Below are 21,382 nucleotides of genomic sequence, written 5' to 3'. Positions count from 1 at the left end.
TCCGAACCGTACGACGAGGACAAGCATGAGGCAGCGCGCGCATGTTGTCCAGTTGATTAACAATTTGACCCATCGGTCAAATTTTAGGATGTAAGGCCAACACCCGACCGCTCGTGTAGGGCAGAAGGTTGCTGTTCCCGGCCGACGCTCCATCGCGCGCGCCGCCACCCCGGTTGGCGGTCCACGCTCGAATCCTCAACCCGGTTGCAACAACATCCGCGAGACGCAGAGCACCTGCAAAGGAACGGTTCGTGCATGAGCTTCCTGCATGCGCACATCGATAGCTTTGCTCTTCGTCGCCCCGCTGCTTTCTCCCCTCGGCTGTTCTGCTGACGTCCACGTCAATCGTTGTGATCCGGAGTTCTCGATGGAGCTCAAGGCGGTGCCCCCCTCGAATGCTTCCCTCACCGGTCAATGCCTGCCTGCGGCGCCGCCGCTGCTTTCTTCGGGAGAATCGGCGTGCGCCGTGATCGTCGCCGAGCACGTGTCCGCTACCTGCGCCTGCCAACCGGCCGCAGCGCGCGTCCCCGTGGCGCCCGAACACGAGGAGGCGCTCATGATGCTGCGCGATACGGACCTCGCGCGCGAGCTCGATTGGAACTGCTTCTGCGAGGTGCCTCAACTCAGCGGCGCCGCGGCGGAGGGGTGTCGGACCGATCCATCGGATCCCCCCGTCGTCGACGACCACCCCGTCCATGGCTTCTGCTACATCGACCCGGGGCACGAGCCGCCGATCGGGAATCCGGAGCTGCTCGCAGCGTGCCCCGCGGAAATGCCACGCGCGCTGCGTTTCGTGGGGACAGGCAAGGCTTCTTCCAGCGCACTCGCGTCGGGCTCCCACGTCGCGGTGGTGTGTCCAGCCCGCGTGTGCGCCGGCGAATCGGGGGACTGACCAAGGGCTGTCCACCGTAGCGGCAATGGTAGACCGATACCATCCACATCTACGGAGCCCCATGGTGCCCCAATGAACGGCGCGGCGCCGCCGCTCGCTTTTGCCGAGGGACGAGATTGCGGCTGCCGAGCACCCATTGCATTCTCGGTGCATGTACCACCTGCCGAATCCCCCGGAGGTCTTCGAAGGCCGAACGGACGAGCGCGCGTGGCTCTGCGACCGGCTCGCGCAAAGCCCTTTGTCCGTCCTTTGGGGCCCGGTCGGCCTCGGCAAGACGGGGCTCGCGCTGCGCGTCGTCGCGGACCTTCGAATCCCACGCGCCGCCTATCACTCGGCGCTCGACACGCCCGAGGACACGACCTTTCTCATCGGCCTCGGGCGGTGCCTCGCCGGGCTCGCCGGAGAGACGGTCGAATGGCTGGCGAAAGGACGCTCGCGCGCCGATCTCATCCTGCTGAATATCGAGCTCGCCGAACGAGCCCGCGCCGTGGTTCTTATCGACGACCTCCACGCGGTCGATCACGACCTCACGGAGCGGTTGCTCCTATCGATCAGCCGTCGTGCGCGCACGAGCCGTTTCGTCGTGATGACACGCACGCGCCCCCGCCACGAGGAGCTCGCGGACAAGGCGCTCCGCATCGAGCCGCTCCCCGAGGAGGACCTCGCGCGGCTCGTGCGTCGCTGCGCGCCATTTCGCTCCATCCCCGAGGCGACGGCGCTCGCGCGCGAGGCCATGGGCTCCCCCTTTCGCGCCCGCCGCCTGGTCCTTTCGCAGGGAGCCGATCCGGGCGGATCGCTGCTCGTCGATCTCGGCGACGAGGCGAAACGCGCCGTGCAAGCGTTGCGGGTCCTCCGCTTCGCGGTCGCGTTGCCCGCGCACGTGGCGCGCGAACTCGACGAGCGCGGGTTGATCCGGCTCACGGCGGGCGGGGTTCGTCTCGACGATCGCGTGCGCTCGTTGGTGGACACCGAGCCGCTCGACGCCGAGGCGCGCCGTACCGCGCTTGCGCTGGTCCTCCACACCGAGGGCCCTGCCTCCGCGTTCGAGGCCGTGCGACTCGCGATCGAGGAGGGTGACGCGGCGCTCTGCGCATCACTCCTCGACGAGCGCCTGTTCACGCTCTGCGCGGCTGGGTATGCCGAGGGGCTCTTCGAGCTGCTCGGTCGCCTCGAAAGCAATGCCCTGCTCCCGCATCGGCTCGGTTGCGCCGATTGGATCCACGGGGGTGCGTCGCTCGCATGGGCCACGGCCCTGCCCGAGCCCACAGATCCCCGCGTCCGCCTGCTCTGGTGCAGGCTGCTCGTGCATGGCGCAGCCGTGGCGCAGGCGCACGATGCGGCCCGCGCGCTCGCGGAACACGGGCCTCTCGACGTCCGGACGGACGCGGCGTTGCTCCTCGCCGACATCCTCCGCCACACGGCGGAGGTCGACGCGTCGGTCGCCTTGCTCGAACGACTCGACGTACGCACGCCATCCCAGCGCATCGATCGCGACCTGCGGCTCGCGACCGCGCTCATGTTGCGCGGAGACTTCGCCCGCGCGACGGACATGCTCGCGTCCATGCCGGACCAACTCCAAGGCCTCCGCGTCGAGGAACGCCGCCGGCTGCGCGCGACGCTCGCCTCGGCGCTCCTCGCGTCTTCGCGCTTCCGCGAGCTCGAGCGCGTGCTCGGCCCCGGCGATCCGCCCGCTGATTGCCGCCCGACCGAGCTCTTCGCGCACCTCGCGCTGGCGGTCGAGCGCGGGCGCTTCGGCCTGGGGCAGCGGCTCCTCGATCGCGTCGAGCCCTTCGTCGACGAGTCCGTCTACCTGCGCTTCGTCCACCGTTACAATACGCTCCGGTTGCGCCTCTTCGCGGGCCCCGGGGATGGCCTGGAGGAACTCGCGCGCGAGCTCGCCTTCGACGCCCCGCTGTTCAAGTTGCCGGAGCTCGTCGTATGGGCCCTCTGCGCCAAGGCCGCGGTCGACGTCACGTGCGCGCCGCCTGCCACGCTCGCGGATCTGCCGGCCGGCATGGCGGTCCCGGAAGGAACGGCGCGGGTGCTGCGCGAGGCGTGGCAGGCGATCGTCGCGACACGTCGTGGCGCGGCGACGGCCTCCTTCACGGCGCCGCCGGACCTGCCGACCGACGTCGGGCTCGTCGCGCGACGCGCGGAGGCGGAGGTTGCGATCGCCCGGGATGAGCTCGATCAGGCCGACGGCATCCTCGAGGGCGCGCTGGAGTTCGCCCAGCGCGAGGGCTTCGCGATCGAAGAGGCAAACCTGCTCGCGCTCCTGCTCGACGTGCGGCTCCTCCGTGCGGCCCGGGGCACGAGCGCGCGCACGCTCGTCGAGCTCATCGCGCGTGTTCTCGCGCAGGCCGCGGAGCGACTCGGCTCGCCGCGCCTCGCCGCGGAGGCGCGCCTCGCGACGTGGCTCGTCTCGGACCGGAGGGACCCGGCCGTCCTCCTGGAGATGGCGGAAGACCCGGCGTCGCACGTCGTGCGCAGGCGAGCGCGAGGGTTGCTCGGGCGCGAGGTCACGCTCGACGCGCTGGACCGAAGAATCGTGGAGCGCTCGGCCCACGGGGTGACACGAAGCGAGAATGCGGTCGTGGTGGTCGACCTCGAGCAACGCGCCCTGCGGCTGCCCTCTGGCAAGCAGGTGGACCTGTCGTCGGCGGACCTGCACGTGCGCATCCTGGAGGTCCTCGTGCGGGGTGGCGGGCGCGCGACGAAGCAGGACCTGGTGCTCGGCGCGTGGGGCCTCGCGAGCTACCATCCGCACCGCGATGACAAGCGGCTCCAGGTCGCTGTCCACCGGATGCGCCAGGTGCTGGAAGAAAACCCCAAAGAGCCGGCGCTGCTCCTCCGCGACGGAGACGGCTACCGCCTCGGCGCGCCCGTGCACCTCGGCCGCCTCGACGCGAGCGCGATGTAATCGCTCGCCGGGCAATGCTGGGTGAACTTCAACGGCATGTTCAAAACGGCGTCCGGCAAGACGACGGCGCCCCTCTCCCATTCCTATCGCGACGACGGCTCCCTCCGGGCGAGCTGGTGAAGCGAGCGAAGGGCGCGGCAGCGCAGCCTCCCCGCGACGCCGTCAACGCGCATTGAGTCGGACGCTCTCGCCGAGGATGCTCTTCGCCTCCTCGTGCTTCACCACACGCGCCGGCGCGCACAACCGCAATTCCCCTTCCTCGACGCGCTCGACCTTCGGGCCACCCAGGTAACGCGATGCGAGGAATGCGCTCCGCTCGATGCACACTTCCTTCGCCCCGGCCGCGGGCTTCGGGACGTTGATCTCTTGCCGCACCTTCGTGACGACGTGCCCCGTCTCGGCGGCGAGCGCGGTGCCCGCCGCGAGGTACCAGCGCTCCACGCCCATCACCCGACCGAATCCGATTCCAACGCCCACGCTTGGCCCGGGAGGGGGCGCCTCGTACGATCGGACCTCGGCCTTCGCTGCGAGCACGGTCGCAGCGCCACACCGGCCCGACAGCGGGAACATGACCTGCGCGCCCTTCGGCTCGACCGTCGCGGCCAGCGGCGCCATCAGCCGGATCGGCAACGGCACGCGCGTCTCGGCGAAGCCTACGTCCCTCGCCTGCAGCACGAACTTCGGCTCGAACGTCTCCCGCGACTCCTTCGGCAGCGTGGGGTACGCGTATCCGATCGACGCCGCGGGCAACACGACCGGCATCGACGCGAACGCGAACCCGACGAGCGAACGCCCATCTGCGAGCGGCACGATCGGCGCCCCGGGCAACACCTCGATCTTGCTCCCGTCGGGATACGACGCTGCGAACTTCGTCGTGACGACCGGCGCGAGGTCCTCACGCTTCACGAACAACCGGAGCCGCCCAACATCGAACTGGCTCCGCATGTTGAACCACGCGCAGTCGGTTTCATCGTTTTGCGCCTCGTCGAGGAACGGCGTCTCGACCTCGACAAACGCCCCCTTCGCCGCGACCACCCGCATCGGCACTGCCTCCGCGACGTGGTCCTTGCGCGCACCGAGCTTCGCGAGCTGGAGTCGTGGTGCGTCCTCCTTCGCCGCGAGATAAAACGGCGCATCGACCCACACAAGCACGCAGCCTGCGAGCGGCGCGTCCAGCGGCGCGCCTTGGGGCGCGGCGAGCTCCAACACCGGCACCACGGGCTTCTCGGCCGGCAGCGGAGGCGGGAGAGGCGCGGGGGGCGCAGGCTCCGGCGCAGGCGCGGGCTGCGCCGCCGCGACGACCGGCGCCGGATCGTTGGCGACCGGCGCTGAACTCCCGCCGCAACCAACGATCACGATCGCCACGACGCTCGTGGCGATGGAGCTAAACCGCATAACGTGCATACCGAAATACCATCCGATCTTTGCTCATACCATCTCGCGCGCAGGTGTCGACGCGACAGAAAATACGGGGGCGCGGAATGAGGAAGCTGGCATTAAATGAGGTTACACCAAACATTGCGATCCCAACAACAGGAATCGACGGTAGGACGTTCCCACGGACCCGTCCAAGCGTAGGGGCTCCTACCGCGGAGACGCGGGCGCCGACGTCCGAACGAGATCGACCACGAAGCCGCGAGGGACGCGTCGAGCTCCCCTCGCGTATCGCCGCGCCTTGGGGTTTGTCCACGGCAGTGGGGGAGGGTCGCCCTTGCCACGTCGACGTTCATGAGCAATAAAAGGTCGCCACCTACCTGGAGATAACATGGTGAACAAATCGCGCTTCCTTGCAATCGGTCTCCTGGCTGCCCTCGCCGTGCCCGCCTGCGCTGCGCAGGATTCTACGCTGCCGGAGGAGACGGAATCGGCTGCCTCCGCCGCCACGGCGACCCGGATCTATGCCTCGGAGGGGGACCTCGACTTTTCCTTCGAGACGCTCGGCACCTTCGAGGAGCGGGACGGCGTCCGCGCCCTCATTTTCCGCGGCACCGCGAACCGCTACCTGAAGAACGTGTTCAGCTTCGTGCCGGATGACGCCTTCGGGCAGGCGAACATCATCAGCGAGCGCCGGCTCGAAGTCGTGATCCACGAGGGCCACGAGTTGAATACCTTGCTCTCGGGCCTGCCGCTCTTCGTCTCCATCAACACCTTCACGGGCACGCCCAACCAGTACACCGCCCGCGTCGAGATCGCGGCGCGTTTTTACGATTTCCTCGGGGCGAGCGACCTCTGGATCGACGAGGCCGTGCAGCCCTACTACTCCGTCAACGGCATCGATAACGTCGTCTACCGCGGCGGCGTCGACGTGCTCGGAAACCCGCTCACCGTCACGGCGCCCGACGGCGCGCCGTCGGTCTTCCCCGTCGATGCGAACAGCTACCGCCTCGACTGGTCGTACACGAATCTCCACGACGCCATCGATCCGCACACGCAGCAGCTCTCCTTCAGCGCGACGCGCCCCGACGGCACCCTCGCGAAAAAGACGGCGCGCCTGGTCGCGCGCGTGACGGGCCTCGCCCTCACCTCCGGCGATCCCTACAACGTATGGCCGTCCCCCCCGTGTGAGCCGGCGGTTTATGCCTGCTACCACAGCCAGCCCGTGGGCACGACCGACTTCGCGGCATGTGGCACCTACCGCCAGGTGCAGCGCTGCGTCTATGCGGACGCGTGCGACGTGGGCCAGGAGCCCCTCTCGCTCTCCTCGATCGACGCTTCCTCGCTCGAACCCGCGCGCGCGGTGTGGAACCAGGGATCGAGCGGCTACAACTGGCGCAACCTCCAGCCCATTGCCGCCTACGACACGCCGGAGTGCCCGGAGTCGCCGGTCACGATCGCGAGCGTGGTCGACGAAATTGCCGCCTCGGATCAGAACCAGCCGGCCGCCGAATACGGCACGTTCACCGATCGCGCCGGCCTCTCTTCGACCACATTCTTCGGCTCGAGCGGCGGCAGCGCCCTGCTCGCCGCGGTCGACGCCTTCGCGGGCGGCGGCGACATCGAGGCGTGGTCCTACAGCGAGCAGGTGTCGTGCCACAACTGCACCGACTTCATCACGCGCGTCGTGCTCTTCTACCCGGCTAGCGGCGTGGTTCTCGTCCTCAACGGCAATTACGGCTACGATTCCTGAGCTCGCCCGACCCCCCTCCCCGCGCCCCTTTTCCTTCCACGAAGGCGCGCCTGCACTCAGCTTCCCCGAGCAGCCTCGAACGCACGTAGGGCGTCGAATCCACGTGCAGCGAAACGAGGCGCATAATCGCGCTCCAGCGTTCGCTCCACGATCTTGCCGTAGCGAGCCGGAGGCATGAGCCCCCATACGCGATCCTCCGCGGCGATCGCATCGTTTCCCCTTGCGCTGGGCGGCGCGTAGTTCCGCTGCAGGCGCCCGAACATCGCCGGCAGCTCCGCATCGACGAGGCGTCGCACATCGTCGGCAAAGGGCAATTCGAGGAAATGATCGAGCAGGCTCCAGCCGAAGTCTCGGTGCCGGACCTCGTCGCGTAACACGCGGTCGAGCGTGCGTCGCGCTTGCGGGACGGTGCACCCTTCGCGCAGCACCTTGAACAGCGGCACCGCCACCGTTTCGCCCAGGCAAAACACCTCGATCCCCGCGCGCGCCGCGGCCAGGTGAAGGGGCTCCGCCGGATTGCGGCGCAGCCCGAGCGTCTCCTGGGCGAGGAGCGGCGCCTCCTTTCCGCCGGCCGCTCGGTACGTCGCGTGGCTCATGCGCGCGTGGGCCAGCTCGTCCTTGACGATCCGCAAACCGTCGTGGATGAGGTCGGGCGAGACGCCGAGCTGAATGAGCCAGAGCGTCAAGTGCTGGGTGATCGCAGCCGAGCGGTATTCGGCGTGCACACGGCGGAGCCATTCGGCGCGGACCGCGTTGCTCGCGGCGGCGCGTGGAGCGCGCTTCGGGGAGGGCGAGGGCATGGCAGACTCAGGGGGCCGGCGGCAGGCATACCGAGACGGTCATGCCGCAAGCGTCGCACGCCTGGTTGTAGCAGGGATCGATGACCGCCTCCTGGCACATTTTGCCGTCGCCACACGTGACGCCGACGCAGTCCAGCTTGGCAAAACAGCCTGCCTGCGGAAGGATGGGAGGCTCGCAGCCCGGAACGAGCCAGCGGCAATCCTCCGCCGCGTTGCACTCCGCTTCGGTCGCGAGGGCCTGACAAGTGTCCGGGGGATTGTCAGTCGGGACCGGGGGATTGCATGAAATCCCCGCATCGATGACCCATACGTCGTTTTTACACGTGGCCTTTGCGGGTTGAGGACCGCAGCCGACATTGAACTCGTAGTCGCACGTGAGGTCGCCGATGCAAGCCTCTCCCTGCGACGGCTGCTCGGCAGGGCATGAAGGCTCCTCGGTGGGAGGCGGGTTCGACGTGACGGTCGTCTCGATACAACCGGGCAACAACGCGACGGTCGCCACCTGGGCAAAGGTGATGACGAAGGGCTTTCGTCGAGGCTTCTGCTTTCGGGGAAGAGGCATGGTCGTCATCTCCTGGTGATGGCTCAAGATGGCGCAACGGGCGCGAGAATAGGCTCGACGGGACGACCTATGCAACAACCGTGCGTGCAGCGACGCCGGGTTCCTGATGTGTCGTGGGAATTCGAGCGCTGGCTCCCTTACGCCCCCAGCACGCGCTCACTCTCGTCCGCCCAGCTCAACCACGCGCGCTCGCGCGTGATGCCGAGGCGCAGCGTCAGATAGATCAATTTTTTCCACTGCGGCATCTCAAGGACCGGCTCCGCATAGTGCTTCGCCACGATCGCCTCGTAGGTGGCGAGCAGCGCCGCATGGCGTTCGCGCGCGAGCGCGAGCTGGGCACGTAGATCCTCGATGCCGACGAGCTCGGCCGCGAAAAACTTGATCATCAGCGGGTCGGCGTGACGGGCCACCTCAGGCGGCTCGCGAAACCAGTCGGCGAACGCACGCCGGCCTTTCGCCGTGATCGTGTACACCTTCTTGTCCGGCTTGCCCTGCTGCGCGACTTCCTTGAACCGCACGAGCCCCGCCTCGGCGAGCGCCGCGAGTTCGCGATACACCTGCTGGTGCGTCGCGCGCCAGTAGAAACCGGCGACTTCGTCGAACTCCTTGGTGATCTCGTAGCCCGTGGCCGGGTGCGTGCCGACGACGGCCAGGATCAAGTGCTTCAGGGACAAGGCGAGGCTCCTCCGATCGGTCTACGTATGCACAGTGTTGCATACCCCGACACCGGATGCTAGGACATATGCCACAAGGTGCATACGTGGTCGCGATGCCTTCGCTAAAGACGCTTTCCTCCGGGCGCATGCGCTGGGCGCTCCTCGCCCTCGGCACGCTAGCGCTCTGCTTCTCGAACGGCGTTCACGCCAACGTCTTCGCGGCGTGGGTCGCGCCGGCTTTGATGTTGCGCTTCGTGATGATATCGCCGCCGCGCTCCGGCTTCGCCGCGACGGCGGTCGCGTGCGGCGTCGCCTCCTTCGTCACGTTCCGAGGCGCCATTCCCATGCCGGACGCGGAGTACGCGGTCACGAGCGCGATCTCCGGCCTGTTCGGCGCGCTCCCTTATTTGCTGCACCGCCTCGCGTCCCCACGTCTCGGAGGCGTGCCGGGCTCGCTCGTGTTCCCTGCAGCGAACGTCACGCTTCTCTACGTGGTCTCTCTCGGCAGCCCGTTCGGCACGTGGGCGAACGACGCGTACATCGAGCTCGATTTCCTGCTGCTTTCGGAGCTCGCCTCGGTGACGGGGGTATGGGGCGTCGCGTTCCTCGTCGCGTGGTTCGCCAGCGCGGTGCAGGGGCTTTTCGAATCGCGCGCGCCCCGCGCCAATCCAGCGCTCGCGGCGTTCGGAGGATGCTTGCTCCTCGCGCTCGGCTACGGCGCCTGGGCCCGCTACGCGCCCGCGCCCGCGCGTCAAACCGTGCGCGTCGCAGCGCTCAGCAATCCTTCGACCCTGAGCGACCTCTTCTTCGAAGGGTGCCCCTCACGCGAGGACATCACCTGCCGCGCGAAAAACAGCCGCACACGTCTCGACGTCCTCTTCGCGATGTCCAAAACCGCCGCTCAAAATGGCACGCGGCTGATCGTCTGGTACGAAGGCGCGGCGCAATACGACGAAGAATTCGAGCCCGAGTTCGTCACGCGCGCACAAGACTTCACCCGCCATCACGACGTCCATCTCGTCGCCGGCGCCCTCCAAGTCCCCCGGGAACCCGGCGCGCTGATGACCAACAAGGCGATGGTGTTCACGCCCGAGGGCCACCTCGCGTTCGAATATGTGAAGTCGATCCCGGTGCCTGGCGAGCCCATCGTCGCGGGCAAAGGCGACGTGCAAACGCTCGACACGCCGTACGGACGCCTCGGCGTGATCATCTGCTTCGACGCCGACTTCCCCGCGCTCGGTCGCCAGGCTTCACTGCGGGGCGTCGATCTGCTGCTCGTGCCGGCCAACGATTGGCGCGCGATCACGCCGCTTCACGGCGAGATGGCGGTGTTCCGCGCAATCGAGGGCGGCTTCAGTCTCGTGCGGGCCGCGAGCAACGGCCTGTCGGTCGCAACCGACGCGCGGGGCGTGCGCCTCGGGTCAAACGATTCGTTCGCCTCGCCTGGCGCCATCTTGTACGCAGACGCGCCGATGGCAGGCCAAGCAACCATTTACGCCAGATACGGCGACTTCTTTGCTTACCTCTGCGCCCTCGCTCTCGCAGCCCTCACAGTCAGCGCAATCGTGTCGATTTTTCGGCGACGGGCGACGTGAAGACGCACCCCTCCTGGCTCGAAAACGTCCATCCAAGCCCGCGCGCCTTGGGTACCGCCTGACCGAGCACCGACACGAGCGCCGAACCGTTCGGCGCTCGGGAAGCGAGTTCGCCTCGGGGATGCATCGGCCGGAGGCAGCCCTCGACGATCCGGAAGCAGCCGCGCACGCCTTCATGCGCGCCGGCGTCGACGCGCCCCCATGCCGACGACAAAGATCCCTTACGTCGCGCGCCGCAGTGACGTATCATCGTGCCATGTCGTGTGACCGCCGCTTCGTCCTCGTGCTCCTGCTCGCCGCATGTGGCGGGACCTCCTCGCCGCCACCTGCGGAGCCCGCCGCGCGCACCGCTGCTGATCTCGGGCCGATGTGCCATCGCTACTACGCGCGGCAGGCCACGTGCACCGACGACTACCTGTCCGCGGTCCTCGACCTCCGCATCGAGCTCGACATGCCGAAGGGCATCGGCGAGCGCGTCAAGACCGAGGGGCGCGACGTGGTCCTGAAGGAATCACGCGCCCAGTGGCAGAGCGATATGGAGCCCGCGAAAATCGACGCGATGTGCGAAGCGATGGCGACGCGCACGCCCGCCGACCAACTGGAGCGGCTGCTGAAGCAGGGCGACGCCTGCGAGGCGGCGGCGGACTGCAAGGCGTTCGCGACCTGCGCGGTCGGAACCGAGCGGTCGTACATCGCGTCGGGCGCGACGCACCATTGAGCGGGATCGCACACCAGCAGGTGTGAAACGACTCGAGCCTCCGAGCGGGAACCTCGGCACATGACGCCTCACATTCGCTTTTACAGCGTCCAAGACGCCTATGGCGAATTTTCCAATTTCGCGCCGTATCCCATCGTCCTGGGCAAGAAACGCTGGCCGACCTCGGAGCACTATTTTCAGGCTCAGAAGTTTCTCGATCCAAAGGTGCAGGAGCGCGTTCGCTGCGCGTCCACGCCGCTGCTAGCGGCACGGCTTGGGCGCGATCGGCGACAAAAACTCCGCGCTGACTGGGAATCGGTGAAGGTTTCGGTGATGCGCCGGGCGGTCGAAGCCAAGTTCCGGCAACATGACGACCTGACCAAGCTCCTCCTGGCGACGGCAGACGCTACCCTCATCGAGCACACCGACACCGATTCCTTCTGGGGCGACGGCGGGGACGGCTCGGGCAAGAACATGCTCGGGCGCATTCTCATGGACGTCCGCACGATCCTGCAGACGGAACGACGGCCATAATATGCTGTCGCGAGCCCGGCGTTACCCGCCGCGACGCTGACGAGCACGCAGTTCTTGCAGCGCTTCGCGTTCCTCCGTGCGCTCGGCGATGGCGGCGCGTTTGTCGTGGACCTTCTTCCCGCGACCGACGCCGAGGGCCACTTTTACGTGGCCATTCCGGAAATGCAGGTCGAGCGGCACGAGCGTGTAGCCCTCGCGCAGAATGACGCGTTCGATCTGCCGAATCTCGCGCGCGTGGAGGAGCAGCTTGCGCGCGCCGCGCTCGTCGTGCGGAAACGCGCGCGCGTGAAAGAAGGATGCGATGTGCATGTTCCTCAACCATACCTCGCCACGCTCGACCACCGCGAACGCATCGGCCAGGTGCACGCGCCCCTCGCGCAGCGACTTCACCTCGCTCCCGCGCAGCACGATGCCCGCCTCGTACCGATCCGATAGCTCGTAGTGAAACGTCGCCGCGCGGTTTCGCGCGATGACGTGCTCGTCGCTCTGCTTTCGTCCTGTCATGGGCAGCGTCGTTCAAAAGTCTACGCGTCGCGCGCACGCAAGGGAAGTGCGTTTGAGACACTCGGCTGCGAACATCGCGTGCCCGTCTGTCGCGTCCGCCGTTGGGCAACGACGAAATGGATGCCGAGACTGGGTTTCACGAACGTTCCGTAGCCCGAGCAAGCACGTCCGCGGCTCAGCAATCTACGGCGTAGCTCCACCCTCCGACGCGTCCGGGGCGCCGGCATCCCCCGGTGATCGTCCAGGCGAACGAAACCTCTCCAGCGCCTCGTCACGGCCGAAGTCCGCCAAGAGCTGGAGGTTGCCGCCGGACACGCACATCATCGGGTAGGACCTTTCGGGATTCGTCGGATTACGTTCGAAAATCAGAACGTCGTCGGACGATTCCTCGACGAGCACGTGGTGTGTCTCGCGGACGGGACCAAAGATACGCGCGCGCTCGTGGATGTCCCCGGAGCTCTGCGCAAAGGAACTGCACAAGGGGCGTAGGAGCCTGAGTTCGGGATGAAATCCGAGATCCTGGTTCGAATACGTGAGCTTGCCACCGGAGAACATCCAGCCTAGATGATGCGCGGCTCCGATGGACGCCATGCTGCACAGAAGCATGGCGACAAACAGCCCGAAGAACGAGGCCGCCGAGCGGAGGCGCCACGGCCGCGCCGATGGCTCGTCCTTCCGCAGGTGGCTATTGATACGCGAGATCACGGCATGCAGCCCTGCGAAAAGCGCCCCCGCGACGAGGAGCGCAACGAGGACGGCCTCCACGTCGACGTGGACCTTCGGCAATACGCGCACCAGGAAATGGAGCCATCCCATGGCCAAGAACCACGGGGCCTCCAGCACGATGGTCGACCCGCTCAAACTCAGGAGCCCAAGAAAGAGCATGGCCAGGGCCAGGCATCCGACAGCCGCAACGCGTCCCTTCACGGTGCCCCTTTGCTCGTCGGCGCGGCGTCGATGCGGCGCGTGATCTCGTTGATATCGAGCGCCGTGATCTCGCCGCTGCTCAGGAGCGCCATGCGCTTGCCGGAGTAGATGCCCGGCTCGTACGCGACGGGCACGGCCCCGCGTTCCGGGTGCAGGCCCGACACGTACACGTAATGCATTACGGAAGGATCCACGATGCGCCACGTGGCCTCGGGAATCTCCTCCACGTAATCGTGCGGCGGGAATTTGCCGCCGTGCGCATGGGCGTACCCCCATAACGCGGTTCGTAGCCTCTCGAGCTGCTGCTTGCGCGCATACGCGAGCGCCTCTTCGGCGGGGGCCGCGCGGGCGGGGCTGAGCTTGTACGTCGCCCCGTCCTTCTCCCATGCGCCGGGGGTCATGAGCTCACGGCCGCCGGCAATCATGCTGAGGACGAGGTGCATGCCGAGCGCCCACAGGCCGACGATGCCGAGCGACGCCTTGTGGGAAAGGCGCGGGAGCCGCGGGATGTCCCGCTGCACGGCGTTCCAGAACCACTGGACCAGCAGCGTGAGCAGGAAGATGAGGAGCACGAAAAACGAAATCGCCTCGAGCCGCATCCGCGCGAAGTCCGAGAGCCGCACGAACGGCATTCCAGCATGCGCTACCGCGGGGACGACGAGCGTCGTGACGAAGACGAGGATGCGGAGCTGTCGCATGGTCGCGTTTCTTTTGAAGCCTGCCCTGGAGCGGGCCGATCGGAAGCAGGACCCATACCAGAGGCAAAACCAAGCAACCGGCGCCCGAGAGACGTCGCCAGGGTCGAAGCGGTATGACGGTCTGTCGCGCTGCGCGGCGGGCGCGAGGACAAGTTGTCAACGAGTCGATCGCGGAAGACGAGGGGGAGCACGTCGCCCGGACGAGTGGCCTTGTAGCTCGGCAACGTTCGTGAGATACGCCCATGTGGTGAAGGCCCTGGAGCAGACAAGGACCACCTCGTCCAGAGATCGCTGAGCACTTCGCATGATCGACTTCCCGGAGGACATCGATGCCATCCGTCGCAGGCCAGGGATGTTCATTGGTGACGTCCGCGACGGTAGCGGCTTGTTGCACATGGTATGGGAGCTGCTTGCGAATGCGCTCGATGAGCACGTTCGAGGCATTTGCCGGGCCGTGTCGGTCGAAGTTGGCGAGGACGGCTCGGTGACGGTCAAGGACGATGGGCGTGGGATTCCCGTTCATCAAGTCGATGGGGTTCCTTTTGTTCAGAAGGCCCTCACGTCCCTCCACCGAACGCCAACCTTCGACGGACACGCGCCACATGAGCACGTGGGACTGCATGGCGTCGGGTTGGTTGCAGTGAACGCCTTGTCCTCGTGGCTCAGCCTCGAAATCTTTCGGGACGCCAGGTGCTACCGACAGCGCTACGAACGCGGAATACCTTGCGGCGATCTCGAAGCGGTCGGACCGACAAGCCAAACGGGGACGGCCATCACGTTCCTTCCCGACCCGACCATCTTTTCGGACCCCTGGATCAACGCGGGCGCCATCGCTGCACGGCTGCGCGAACTCGCATGCCTCGTGCCCTCGCTGAGCTTCTCCTTCGTCGACCACCGGAAGCACCACTTCCACGAGACGCGCGGCATTCGCGTATTTCTTGAAAGAACACGCTCCCCGGGCAAGCGTATCTTCGGCGTCGTCGCCGTCGAAGAGGTCGTGAATGACATCTCGGTCGAGGTGGCGATGGAGTGGCGAGACCATCGCTGGACGTCGATTGACAGTTTCGCCAACATTCAACGTACGACCGACGGCGGCACGCACGTCCGAGGTCTATTGAACGGCTTGGCTCGTGGGCTGCGGGATGTCGAAGAAACACGCGTGAACAAGCGACCGCTGGAGCAACTCCGCGACATCGTTGCCAGCGGCTTGCATGCAGTCGTCTGCGTGCGGCTCCGGGACCCAACCTATGAGTCCCCTACGACGAGCAGACTCGCGACACCGGAAGTGGCAACCGTCGTTTCGACGGTGGTGCGCCGCGCCTTCGCGCATGGACTTCGACACAACGCCGAGTTGCGAACGCATATCGTCGGCCTGATCGAGATCGTTGACAACCACTAAACAGACGTCCGCGCTGGCGCAGGCCGATCATGCCCTGACGCCGCGCCGAGGTGACGGCGCCCGCCCCTTTCCTCGCACTGCGTACGCGATGCCGTCCTGCAGCGACGCGAGCGTCACGACGCCACCGAGATCAGCGCCGAGGTCGACCAGCGCCTGCGCCACGGCGGGCCGGATTCCCGTCATGATCACCTCTGCGCCGAGCAGCTTCGCCGCCCGCGCGGCGCGCACGAGCACCTCGGCCACGTGGGCATCGACGTCGCTCACGCCGGTCACGTCGACGACGACGATATGCGCCCCGCGGGCATCCACCCCGCGCAACATCGTCTCCAGGAAATGCGCGGCGCGCACCTCGTCGATGGCCCCGATGAGCGGAATGGCCACCGCCTCGTCCGTGAGGGGGACGAGCGGCGTCCCGATCTCCTGAATGGCCAGGCGCTGCGCCTCGATGACCTGCTCCTGGAGCCGCCGCTGCTCTTGAGCCGCGCGCCTCTGTTCGGTCACGTCGCGCCCAAAGATCGCCAGGCGCGCGGGCAGTCCGTCGCCGCCCCGCACCGGATACGCGGTCACCTCGAACCAACGCTCGTCGCGCGCGGCGTCGAAACGCGCAGGGGTGCCGGTGCGCCGCACCTCCTCCACCAAAGAGGCCCGGCGTGCCGGCTCATCGAGCGGGAATACGTCGCGCATCCCGACCGCCTCCGCCGGGGAGCACCCGAGCCGCCCCGCGGCTGCCTGGTTGGCCATGACGACCACGCCTTCGAGGTCCACGAGCAGGAGCAGGTCCGTCGACGCGTCGAGCATGGCCTGCGCGCGCGCCTGGCTCTCGCGCAGCCGCTCCTCGGCCCTGCGCTCGGCCGTCACGTTCGACGCGATGCCGCCAATCCAGCGAATGGTCCCCTCGCTGTCGCGTATGGGGAACTTGATGGATCGGTACACTTGTACGCCGTCTTCCCCCGGACCAGACTCCTCCGCCACGATTGCTTCGCCCTTCGCGGCCACGAGGCGATTGTTCTCCCTCCAGGAGGCGAAAACTTCGGGAGGAAAGAACTCCCTGGCATTGTGCCCGACAATCTCGGAGACCTCCTGGCGGCCCATGAAGGCGGCGCAGGATTGGCTGGTGTGGCTGTACGTGTCCTCCAGATCCATCACGAAAATGAGCGCCGGGACGTGGTCGATGATCGTCTGCGTGACCCGATCTCGCTGCCGGACGGTCTCCTCGAGCTCGGCCACACGCTTGCGCAGCGTATCGTTCTCGAGCGTCAACCGCTCGACGGTTTCCATCTCGTTCGTCATCAACGTCTCCCGGGATGATGAACGTTACCAGGCCCTTCCCCAACAGAACAGAGAGGAAAGCGCGTCCTGGCCGCTGCACAATCGGCGAAGTACGCAGGATCGCTCCGCCAGGCGTGACAAAAGTTGGAGTTGGAATGAAACGTGGATGCCCGAAGGCGTGACGCGTCGAAGCCGCTCGGCTCAACGTGCCTTGCAGCGATTGCGCATCGAGCCATCCATGCTCGAGAGCACGCTTGCGGTGTTCATGGGGCCTTGCAGCACGTAGGTAGCGAACGGCCCGGTGTTCAGGGTGCAGCCTTGGCAACTGTTGCCGTACCGATAGTAGCCGCTGCTCACGTCATAACCGCAGGTCGTGGTTGCCGCGCCGAACAAGCACGTACCGAGCGTATCATCGTCGATAAATCCGAGCGCCTTGCACGTCTTCATCGTCTGACCGCCGACGGCGTTGAGCCGATCGAGCGGGCGATTGTTGCCCGAGGCGCGGTCAACCGCCGCGCCTCGACTGCGGCACCCGACGGCCGCCCCGCTCATGGGCTCTCCGTGCTTTCGTTCACCGCCGAGGCGCTGTTCGACGCTGGCGGCGTTACCAGTGGCTGCCCGCCGTCATACATCTCCACCATCCGGAACGGCGCCATGTCGAAATGAAAGTGGTTGTCATGCCCCGCGTAGCCCGGCCCGAGCAGAACCCGGAAGACGTCTTTCCGTGCGATGAGCCTCCTCGCCAGCGTCTTCAGGAACCGCGCGTGGATCGCCGCGTGGCCTGTCTGCGCCTTCCAGTGCGAGAGCACGCGAACCTCGAAGCCATTCTTGAAGCCGGCCGGGATGCCCTCCGGCAGGCTTTGTCCTTTCGGTAGCGGGCCAAAATCGAAGCCCGCAATGTCGATGGCGTTCCCCAGCGCGTGCTCGCTGAGGAACTCGGGATACGCGGCAATGCGGCGACAGCTGTACGTGCCGAGGTGCACGACGCGGCTCGGGGGGCGACCGTAGATCTCGGTCGCTGATCGGTCAGGGAACCTCCCTCGCCACGACCTCCAGCGACGCCTGCTTCCTCGACGCCGACCGCGTGGTGAATTGCCGAAAGCTCGTGGAGGAGGGCGACGGGATGTCCGCTATCTTTTCGCGCAGAGCTCGGCCCAGTTTGCCTGGTGAAGCGCGACCGGCCTCGGAACCGCTGTCCTCGTGGCGCGCGCCGGCGGAACGAGCACCTTGCCCGTCGGATCGAGGACGGCCACGTACACCTCGCTCACGCAGGTGCTCGATGGAGCGCATTGGCGCTGATCGTCATCGCGCAAATCGGTCCAGGTGGCGAGGATCCGGCTCTTGTCCGCTGTCGCCCAGAGTCCGTGTGTCCCGCCGGCCGCTTGGCTCAGGAGGACCTGCGGCGCCTGCGCTCCAGGTTCCGACGCAAAGACCAATTTTCGATCCTCGCTCCACAGACGCGTGAGCCGGCTGTCCATCCACGCCGCAGCGCCGAAGCGCGCCGTCTGCTGGTCCCAAGGACTGGCCGGCGTGTCGGAGAGCAGGCGGAAGTCGGCGGCCGTTAGCTCGATCGCGTGCAGACCCATGGTATCCCGCGCGATTGCATGATTCACGCCGTTATCGGCAACCACGATGCCCACCCGGTCGCCAAGCATCCCGAGCGCGACGAGCGTCCCCGTGTCCGCGAGCTTGACCGTGCCAGCGCTCCCCGTAGGCGCACCATCGGCAGCAAGGCGCTGGAGCCGAAGCTCGGGACCACCTTGGTGCCAGGCCAGCAAATAATCGCTGCCGACGGGCGCGAATAACATGTTTCCGCCCGCGAGACCGGCGCTCGACGAAATCGATACCGCGCCCCCCGTGGGCTCGCCATTCAGCCCGAGCGGCCTGAACCTCAACACCTCGTCCCCGCCCACGCGGCCTTGCCAAACGATACCCGCGCGGGCACCGGCGCGCGCCAGCGCGAGAAACACGGGCCGCCCAGGCTCCGTCGAGATCGTCTTGATCGGCCCCGGCCTCGGCGCTCCCTGGCTCGTGTCCACGTACACCAGACGAACGTCGCGGTCCTTCTCGCCACGGGCCGTCGTGAAGGCCACGAGCAGCCCGCCCGGAACGTCCAGCGTCTCGACGAGCCCCGGCCAGTCGTTATCGCTCCGCGCGAGCTCGACGGGCGCCCCGACCGGCTCGCCCCGACGCCCGAGCTGCTGGGCGAACACGGCCCCGATGGATTTCGTCTCCCCAGGCCGCACGTGCGTCTCGGTCCGTCGATAGACGAGGAGGTAGCCGTCTTCGCGTGCGACGAGCCGAGAAGGCGTGTTCTCCGCATACACGTGCTGCCTGGCCCGCTCGACCTGCGTGTTGCGGCAGGCCCAGAGCGCCTCATTGCCGCCGCGAATGGTGAGCTCGACAGGGTTCGAGACGAGCGCGAGCGGCGTGACCCCGGGCAGGCCGTCCGCCCGGTAGCGCACGCGCAGCGACACCACGCCGGGCCGGGCGTGATCGAGGACGCGGAACGCAGGCGCCCAGGCGTGCGCGTCCTCGATCACGAGCTTGCTACGCGCGCCAAGGACACGTCGATCCTTCGGCTCGATCGGGTTCGTGAGGGCACACCGCGCGGCGGGGGTGAAGCCCAGCGCGTGCGGCAGCGGCTGGCCTTTGGCATCCGCGAAGACGAGCTCATAGGCGGGCTGCCGCATGTCGCTCCACGAGCCGTCGAGGGGCGGGACGACGACAGCCGCGTCACCCGAGGCGTTGCGGAACGCGAGTTGAAAGCGGAGCTCATCGCCGACGGCGAGGTCAGCGTCGTCGACCGTCAGGACGAGCGAGACGCCCCGCTGCACCTCTTGCGCGGCAACATTTGCACGGGAAGCGGAGGTGGGCTCGGCGAGCGCGTGGCCCGTGTCGCAAGAGCCGAGCGCGAGCAGGGAGAGGAGCACGAAGCGCCGGTGAGCGACGGGGCTTTTGCCTATCACAAACGTATGATGCGAGATCCACGTGCGCCTTGGCAACAGCCACGTGGCGTCCGGCTGGCGGTATCCGCCTTCGAGGCGCTGGCCACCGCGGTCCAAGCCATCAAGTCCACCAAGCTCACGCCCGAGCCGAAGTGGACCGAGCCCGCGGCATCGAACGAGCGCGAGGCGTACGGTCGCGCGTACGCCGATGGTCGATCAGCGCTTCGGCTCGAAGGCACCGTTCACGAACACATAGCGGCGCTTCGGTGGTTTCTCCCAAGGGGTGACGACGGGGCGGATGGTGCCGCCGAGGGGCGCCTCGGTGAATTTCGATTCGCTGAGGCGCCAGGGTCTTTCGGCGCTGATTTCGATCGTCCTTGGGCTGATGGCGACCGCGTCGCGAATGTGCGGCGGCGCGTTCGCCTCGCTCCCGCAGCAGAGATAGACGGAGACTTCGTGTTCGAAGATCGGCACGAGCGGCGCGCCGGAGACGACGGGGACGACCTCCATCACGAGGTGCTCGGCCGTGTCCCGCGTTCGCCAATAGTGGAGGACCAAGTCGTCCTTGTCATCACGCGTGATGCGCTGGGCGCCCGCGCCCTCGACGCGCGTCTCGCCGGGAAAGGTGCGGGTCTCGCAATGCGCGTCGACCGTATTCTTGGGCTCGCACACGGTGATCTGATTGCCGAGCTTACCGACGCGCTCGAGCTTGGAGTCGCCGGTCACGTCGACGGCGATCGGGTAGTCCGCGCCGGCCTGGAACCAGGATCGCGTCGCGTGAGGCCAGAGGCGCTGGGCGATCGGATCGAGGCGTGCCAGGAGGACCTGCTCGAACGGCATGGGACAGAGATCTTCTTCCGCGTCGCCCATTCCGATCACCGCGCGCTCGTGACCGTCGCGCTCGTACACGAGCGCGGCGCGGATCCCGACGCGGGAGCGGGCAGCCGGTGCGAGCGCGGTCCACGGGATGCGGGCTTCGAGCGTCGTCTCGTCACCCGAGATCTGGAATCGCGCGCTCGCGTCGGATACGGCCGTCGGGGGCGGGCCTCCCGGCGCGCGCACCGTGACGGCGCCGCTCCTCGCTGCCACCGACACCTCCCAAGGCGCGCTGCTCGTGCCGCGGTCGAGGAAGCGAAGCCGGAGCTTCACGGTCGCGCTTCCATCGCGAGCAGGCCGGATGCGCGCTGCGATGTAGAGGGCCGCGTCGTCCGCGCCGAGCGTGGCGGCGAAGGTGTCCGGCGCGTCGGGCACCGCGCTCACGCCGGAGACGAGATCGCGCCATTCGTCGAGCTTGCCGTCGATCTCGACGCGCTTGGCAGCGTCGAAGCGGAGGCGTGATGCGAAGAGCGGAGGCGGGGAGCCGACAGCGGGGCCCTGCTGCGCAGCCGAGGTGGACGGCGCCGGGGACGGCGGGGCGCTCGTGGGCGCTTCGAGCGACGCGGGCCCGTTCTTACGGGTCGACGTCGGCCATTGCCTCTGGGTCTCGTCGAGCTTCTCGCGGGACGATGGTGCGGAGCCGCATGCAACGAGCGCGGCGAACGAGAACAGTGCACCCACGAAGATTCGCTTCATGATTGGGTCGATTGTGTACGCTGCGGGCACTTCCGTGTTCGCGCCCGAGGGTATGCAACGCGAAGGACTTTGTCCAGGTCCGCCCCCCGCCGCCGAGACGACGGCGGGGGGCTTCGAGCGCCACCTGCCCCAACGGGGCCCAAAGCGAAAGGCCGCCGGTACAGACGGGACATCTTCCCCCGCCTTCATGATCGAAGTGCCGAACGCGCTGCTCTCGCTCGATACCGATCACGGTCCATCCTCCGTGCGCCTCGGGTACGGGCGTACGCATTCTGACGGGGA

18 protein-coding genes and 1 pseudogene are annotated in these 21,382 nt (G+C 67.3%); 7 read left to right on the top strand and 12 right to left on the bottom strand.

Features of this window, described 5'->3' with window-relative positions; genetic code table 11:
• The first annotated feature begins 268 nt into the window (after window positions 1-268).
• The gene (locus POL67_RS05395; protein WP_271915972.1) at window positions 269-892 is read left to right on the top strand and encodes a hypothetical protein; all 624 of its coding nucleotides are present in this window, start codon (window positions 269-271) and stop codon (window positions 890-892) included.
• 151 nt (window positions 893-1,043) lie between these two features.
• Complete coding sequence (locus POL67_RS05390) at window positions 1,044-3,812, top strand: winged helix-turn-helix domain-containing protein (RefSeq protein WP_271915971.1); 2,769 nt, start codon at window positions 1,044-1,046, stop codon at window positions 3,810-3,812.
• A 162-nt stretch (window positions 3,813-3,974) separates the two neighbouring features.
• Here POL67_RS05390 and POL67_RS05385 read toward each other — a convergent pair whose 3' ends face one another.
• The gene (locus POL67_RS05385) at window positions 3,975-5,207 is read right to left on the bottom strand and encodes a hypothetical protein (RefSeq protein ID WP_271915970.1); all 1,233 of its coding nucleotides are present in this window, start codon (window positions 5,205-5,207) and stop codon (window positions 3,975-3,977) included.
• A 370-nt stretch (window positions 5,208-5,577) separates the two neighbouring features.
• On the opposite strand from POL67_RS05385, the gene POL67_RS05380 reads away from it, so the two are divergent.
• On the top strand, window positions 5,578-6,939 hold the full coding sequence (locus tag POL67_RS05380) for a hypothetical protein (RefSeq protein ID WP_271915969.1): 1,362 nt from the start codon (window positions 5,578-5,580) through the stop codon (window positions 6,937-6,939).
• Window positions 6,940-6,995: 56 nt separating this feature from the next.
• Here the strand turns inward: POL67_RS05380 and POL67_RS05375 are convergent, their stop codons facing one another.
• From POL67_RS05375 to POL67_RS05365, 3 genes are all read right to left on the bottom strand, one after another.
• Window positions 6,996-7,739, bottom strand: coding sequence for a ferritin-like domain-containing protein (locus tag POL67_RS05375; RefSeq protein WP_271915968.1), 744 nt, complete (start codon window positions 7,737-7,739; stop codon window positions 6,996-6,998).
• A gap of 7 nt (window positions 7,740-7,746) precedes the next feature.
• Window positions 7,747-8,301, bottom strand: coding sequence for a hypothetical protein (locus tag POL67_RS05370; protein WP_271915967.1), 555 nt, complete (start codon window positions 8,299-8,301; stop codon window positions 7,747-7,749).
• A gap of 137 nt (window positions 8,302-8,438) precedes the next feature.
• On the bottom strand, window positions 8,439-8,960 hold the full coding sequence (locus POL67_RS05365) for a PadR family transcriptional regulator (RefSeq protein ID WP_271915965.1): 522 nt from the start codon (window positions 8,958-8,960) through the stop codon (window positions 8,439-8,441).
• Between the two features lie 110 nt (window positions 8,961-9,070).
• Between POL67_RS05365 and POL67_RS05360 the strand changes: the two genes are divergently transcribed.
• The 3 genes from POL67_RS05360 (at window position 9,071) to ybiA (ending at window position 11,783) form a co-directional block, all read left to right on the top strand.
• Window positions 9,071-10,552: a nitrilase-related carbon-nitrogen hydrolase gene (locus tag POL67_RS05360; protein WP_271915964.1), complete on the top strand. Its 1,482-nt coding sequence runs from the start codon at window positions 9,071-9,073 to the stop codon at window positions 10,550-10,552.
• 256 nt (window positions 10,553-10,808) lie between these two features.
• Window positions 10,809-11,270, top strand: coding sequence for a hypothetical protein (locus POL67_RS05355; RefSeq protein WP_271915963.1), 462 nt, complete (start codon window positions 10,809-10,811; stop codon window positions 11,268-11,270).
• Between the two features lie 60 nt (window positions 11,271-11,330).
• Window positions 11,331-11,783, top strand: a complete 453-nt coding sequence (gene ybiA, locus POL67_RS05350) for a riboflavin biosynthesis intermediates N-glycosidase (protein WP_271915962.1) — start codon at window positions 11,331-11,333, stop codon at window positions 11,781-11,783.
• Window positions 11,784-11,804: 21 nt separating this feature from the next.
• On the opposite strand, the gene smpB is transcribed toward ybiA, so the two are convergent.
• The 3 genes from smpB to POL67_RS05335 form a co-directional block, all read right to left on the bottom strand.
• Window positions 11,805-12,287, bottom strand: coding sequence for an SsrA-binding protein SmpB (gene smpB / locus POL67_RS05345; protein WP_271915961.1), 483 nt, complete (start codon window positions 12,285-12,287; stop codon window positions 11,805-11,807).
• A gap of 183 nt (window positions 12,288-12,470) precedes the next feature.
• Window positions 12,471-13,214, bottom strand: a complete 744-nt coding sequence (locus POL67_RS05340) for a hypothetical protein (RefSeq protein WP_271915960.1) — start codon at window positions 13,212-13,214, stop codon at window positions 12,471-12,473.
• Window positions 13,211-13,912 carry a hypothetical protein gene (locus tag POL67_RS05335; RefSeq protein ID WP_271915959.1) on the bottom strand — a complete coding sequence of 234 codons (702 nt, stop codon included), beginning with the start codon at window positions 13,910-13,912 and terminating at the stop codon, window positions 13,211-13,213. The genes POL67_RS05340 and POL67_RS05335 overlap by 4 nt, the downstream gene beginning before the upstream one ends.
• Before the next feature lie 304 nt (window positions 13,913-14,216).
• On the opposite strand from POL67_RS05335, the gene POL67_RS05330 reads away from it, so the two are divergent.
• Complete coding sequence (locus POL67_RS05330) at window positions 14,217-15,311, top strand: ATP-binding protein (RefSeq protein ID WP_271915957.1); 1,095 nt, start codon at window positions 14,217-14,219, stop codon at window positions 15,309-15,311.
• A gap of 27 nt (window positions 15,312-15,338) precedes the next feature.
• Here POL67_RS05330 and POL67_RS05325 read toward each other — a convergent pair whose 3' ends face one another.
• The 5 genes and pseudogenes from POL67_RS05325 to POL67_RS05305 all read right to left on the bottom strand — a co-directional run bounded on the left by POL67_RS05325 (window position 15,339) and on the right by POL67_RS05305 (window position 21,100).
• Entirely contained in the window at window positions 15,339-16,601 is a 1,263-nt protein-coding gene (locus POL67_RS05325) for a PAS domain-containing protein (RefSeq protein WP_271915956.1), read from the bottom strand.
• A gap of 180 nt (window positions 16,602-16,781) precedes the next feature.
• On the bottom strand, window positions 16,782-17,132 hold the full coding sequence (locus POL67_RS05320) for a hypothetical protein (protein ID WP_271915955.1): 351 nt from the start codon (window positions 17,130-17,132) through the stop codon (window positions 16,782-16,784).
• A pseudogene (locus POL67_RS05315) lies at window positions 17,129-17,623 on the bottom strand (extensin family protein); the annotation flags it as partial. The gene POL67_RS05320 and the pseudogene POL67_RS05315, both read right to left, overlap by 4 nt.
• Before the next feature lie 87 nt (window positions 17,624-17,710).
• A complete protein-coding gene (locus tag POL67_RS05310; protein ID WP_271915954.1) occupies window positions 17,711-19,513 on the bottom strand; it encodes a hypothetical protein in 1,803 nt (600 codons plus the stop codon).
• Between the two features lie 231 nt (window positions 19,514-19,744).
• Window positions 19,745-21,100, bottom strand: a complete 1,356-nt coding sequence (locus POL67_RS05305) for a DOMON domain-containing protein (protein ID WP_271915953.1) — start codon at window positions 21,098-21,100, stop codon at window positions 19,745-19,747.
• Window positions 21,101-21,382: the final 282 nt, after the last annotated feature.

Source organism: Polyangium mundeleinium (assembly GCF_028369105.1).
In the GTDB taxonomy this organism is placed as follows: domain Bacteria; phylum Myxococcota_A; class Polyangia; order Polyangiales; family Polyangiaceae; genus Polyangium; species Polyangium mundeleinium.
Note: the sequence above shows the minus strand (reverse complement) of the source record. Positions and strands in the feature narration are given on the sequence as shown.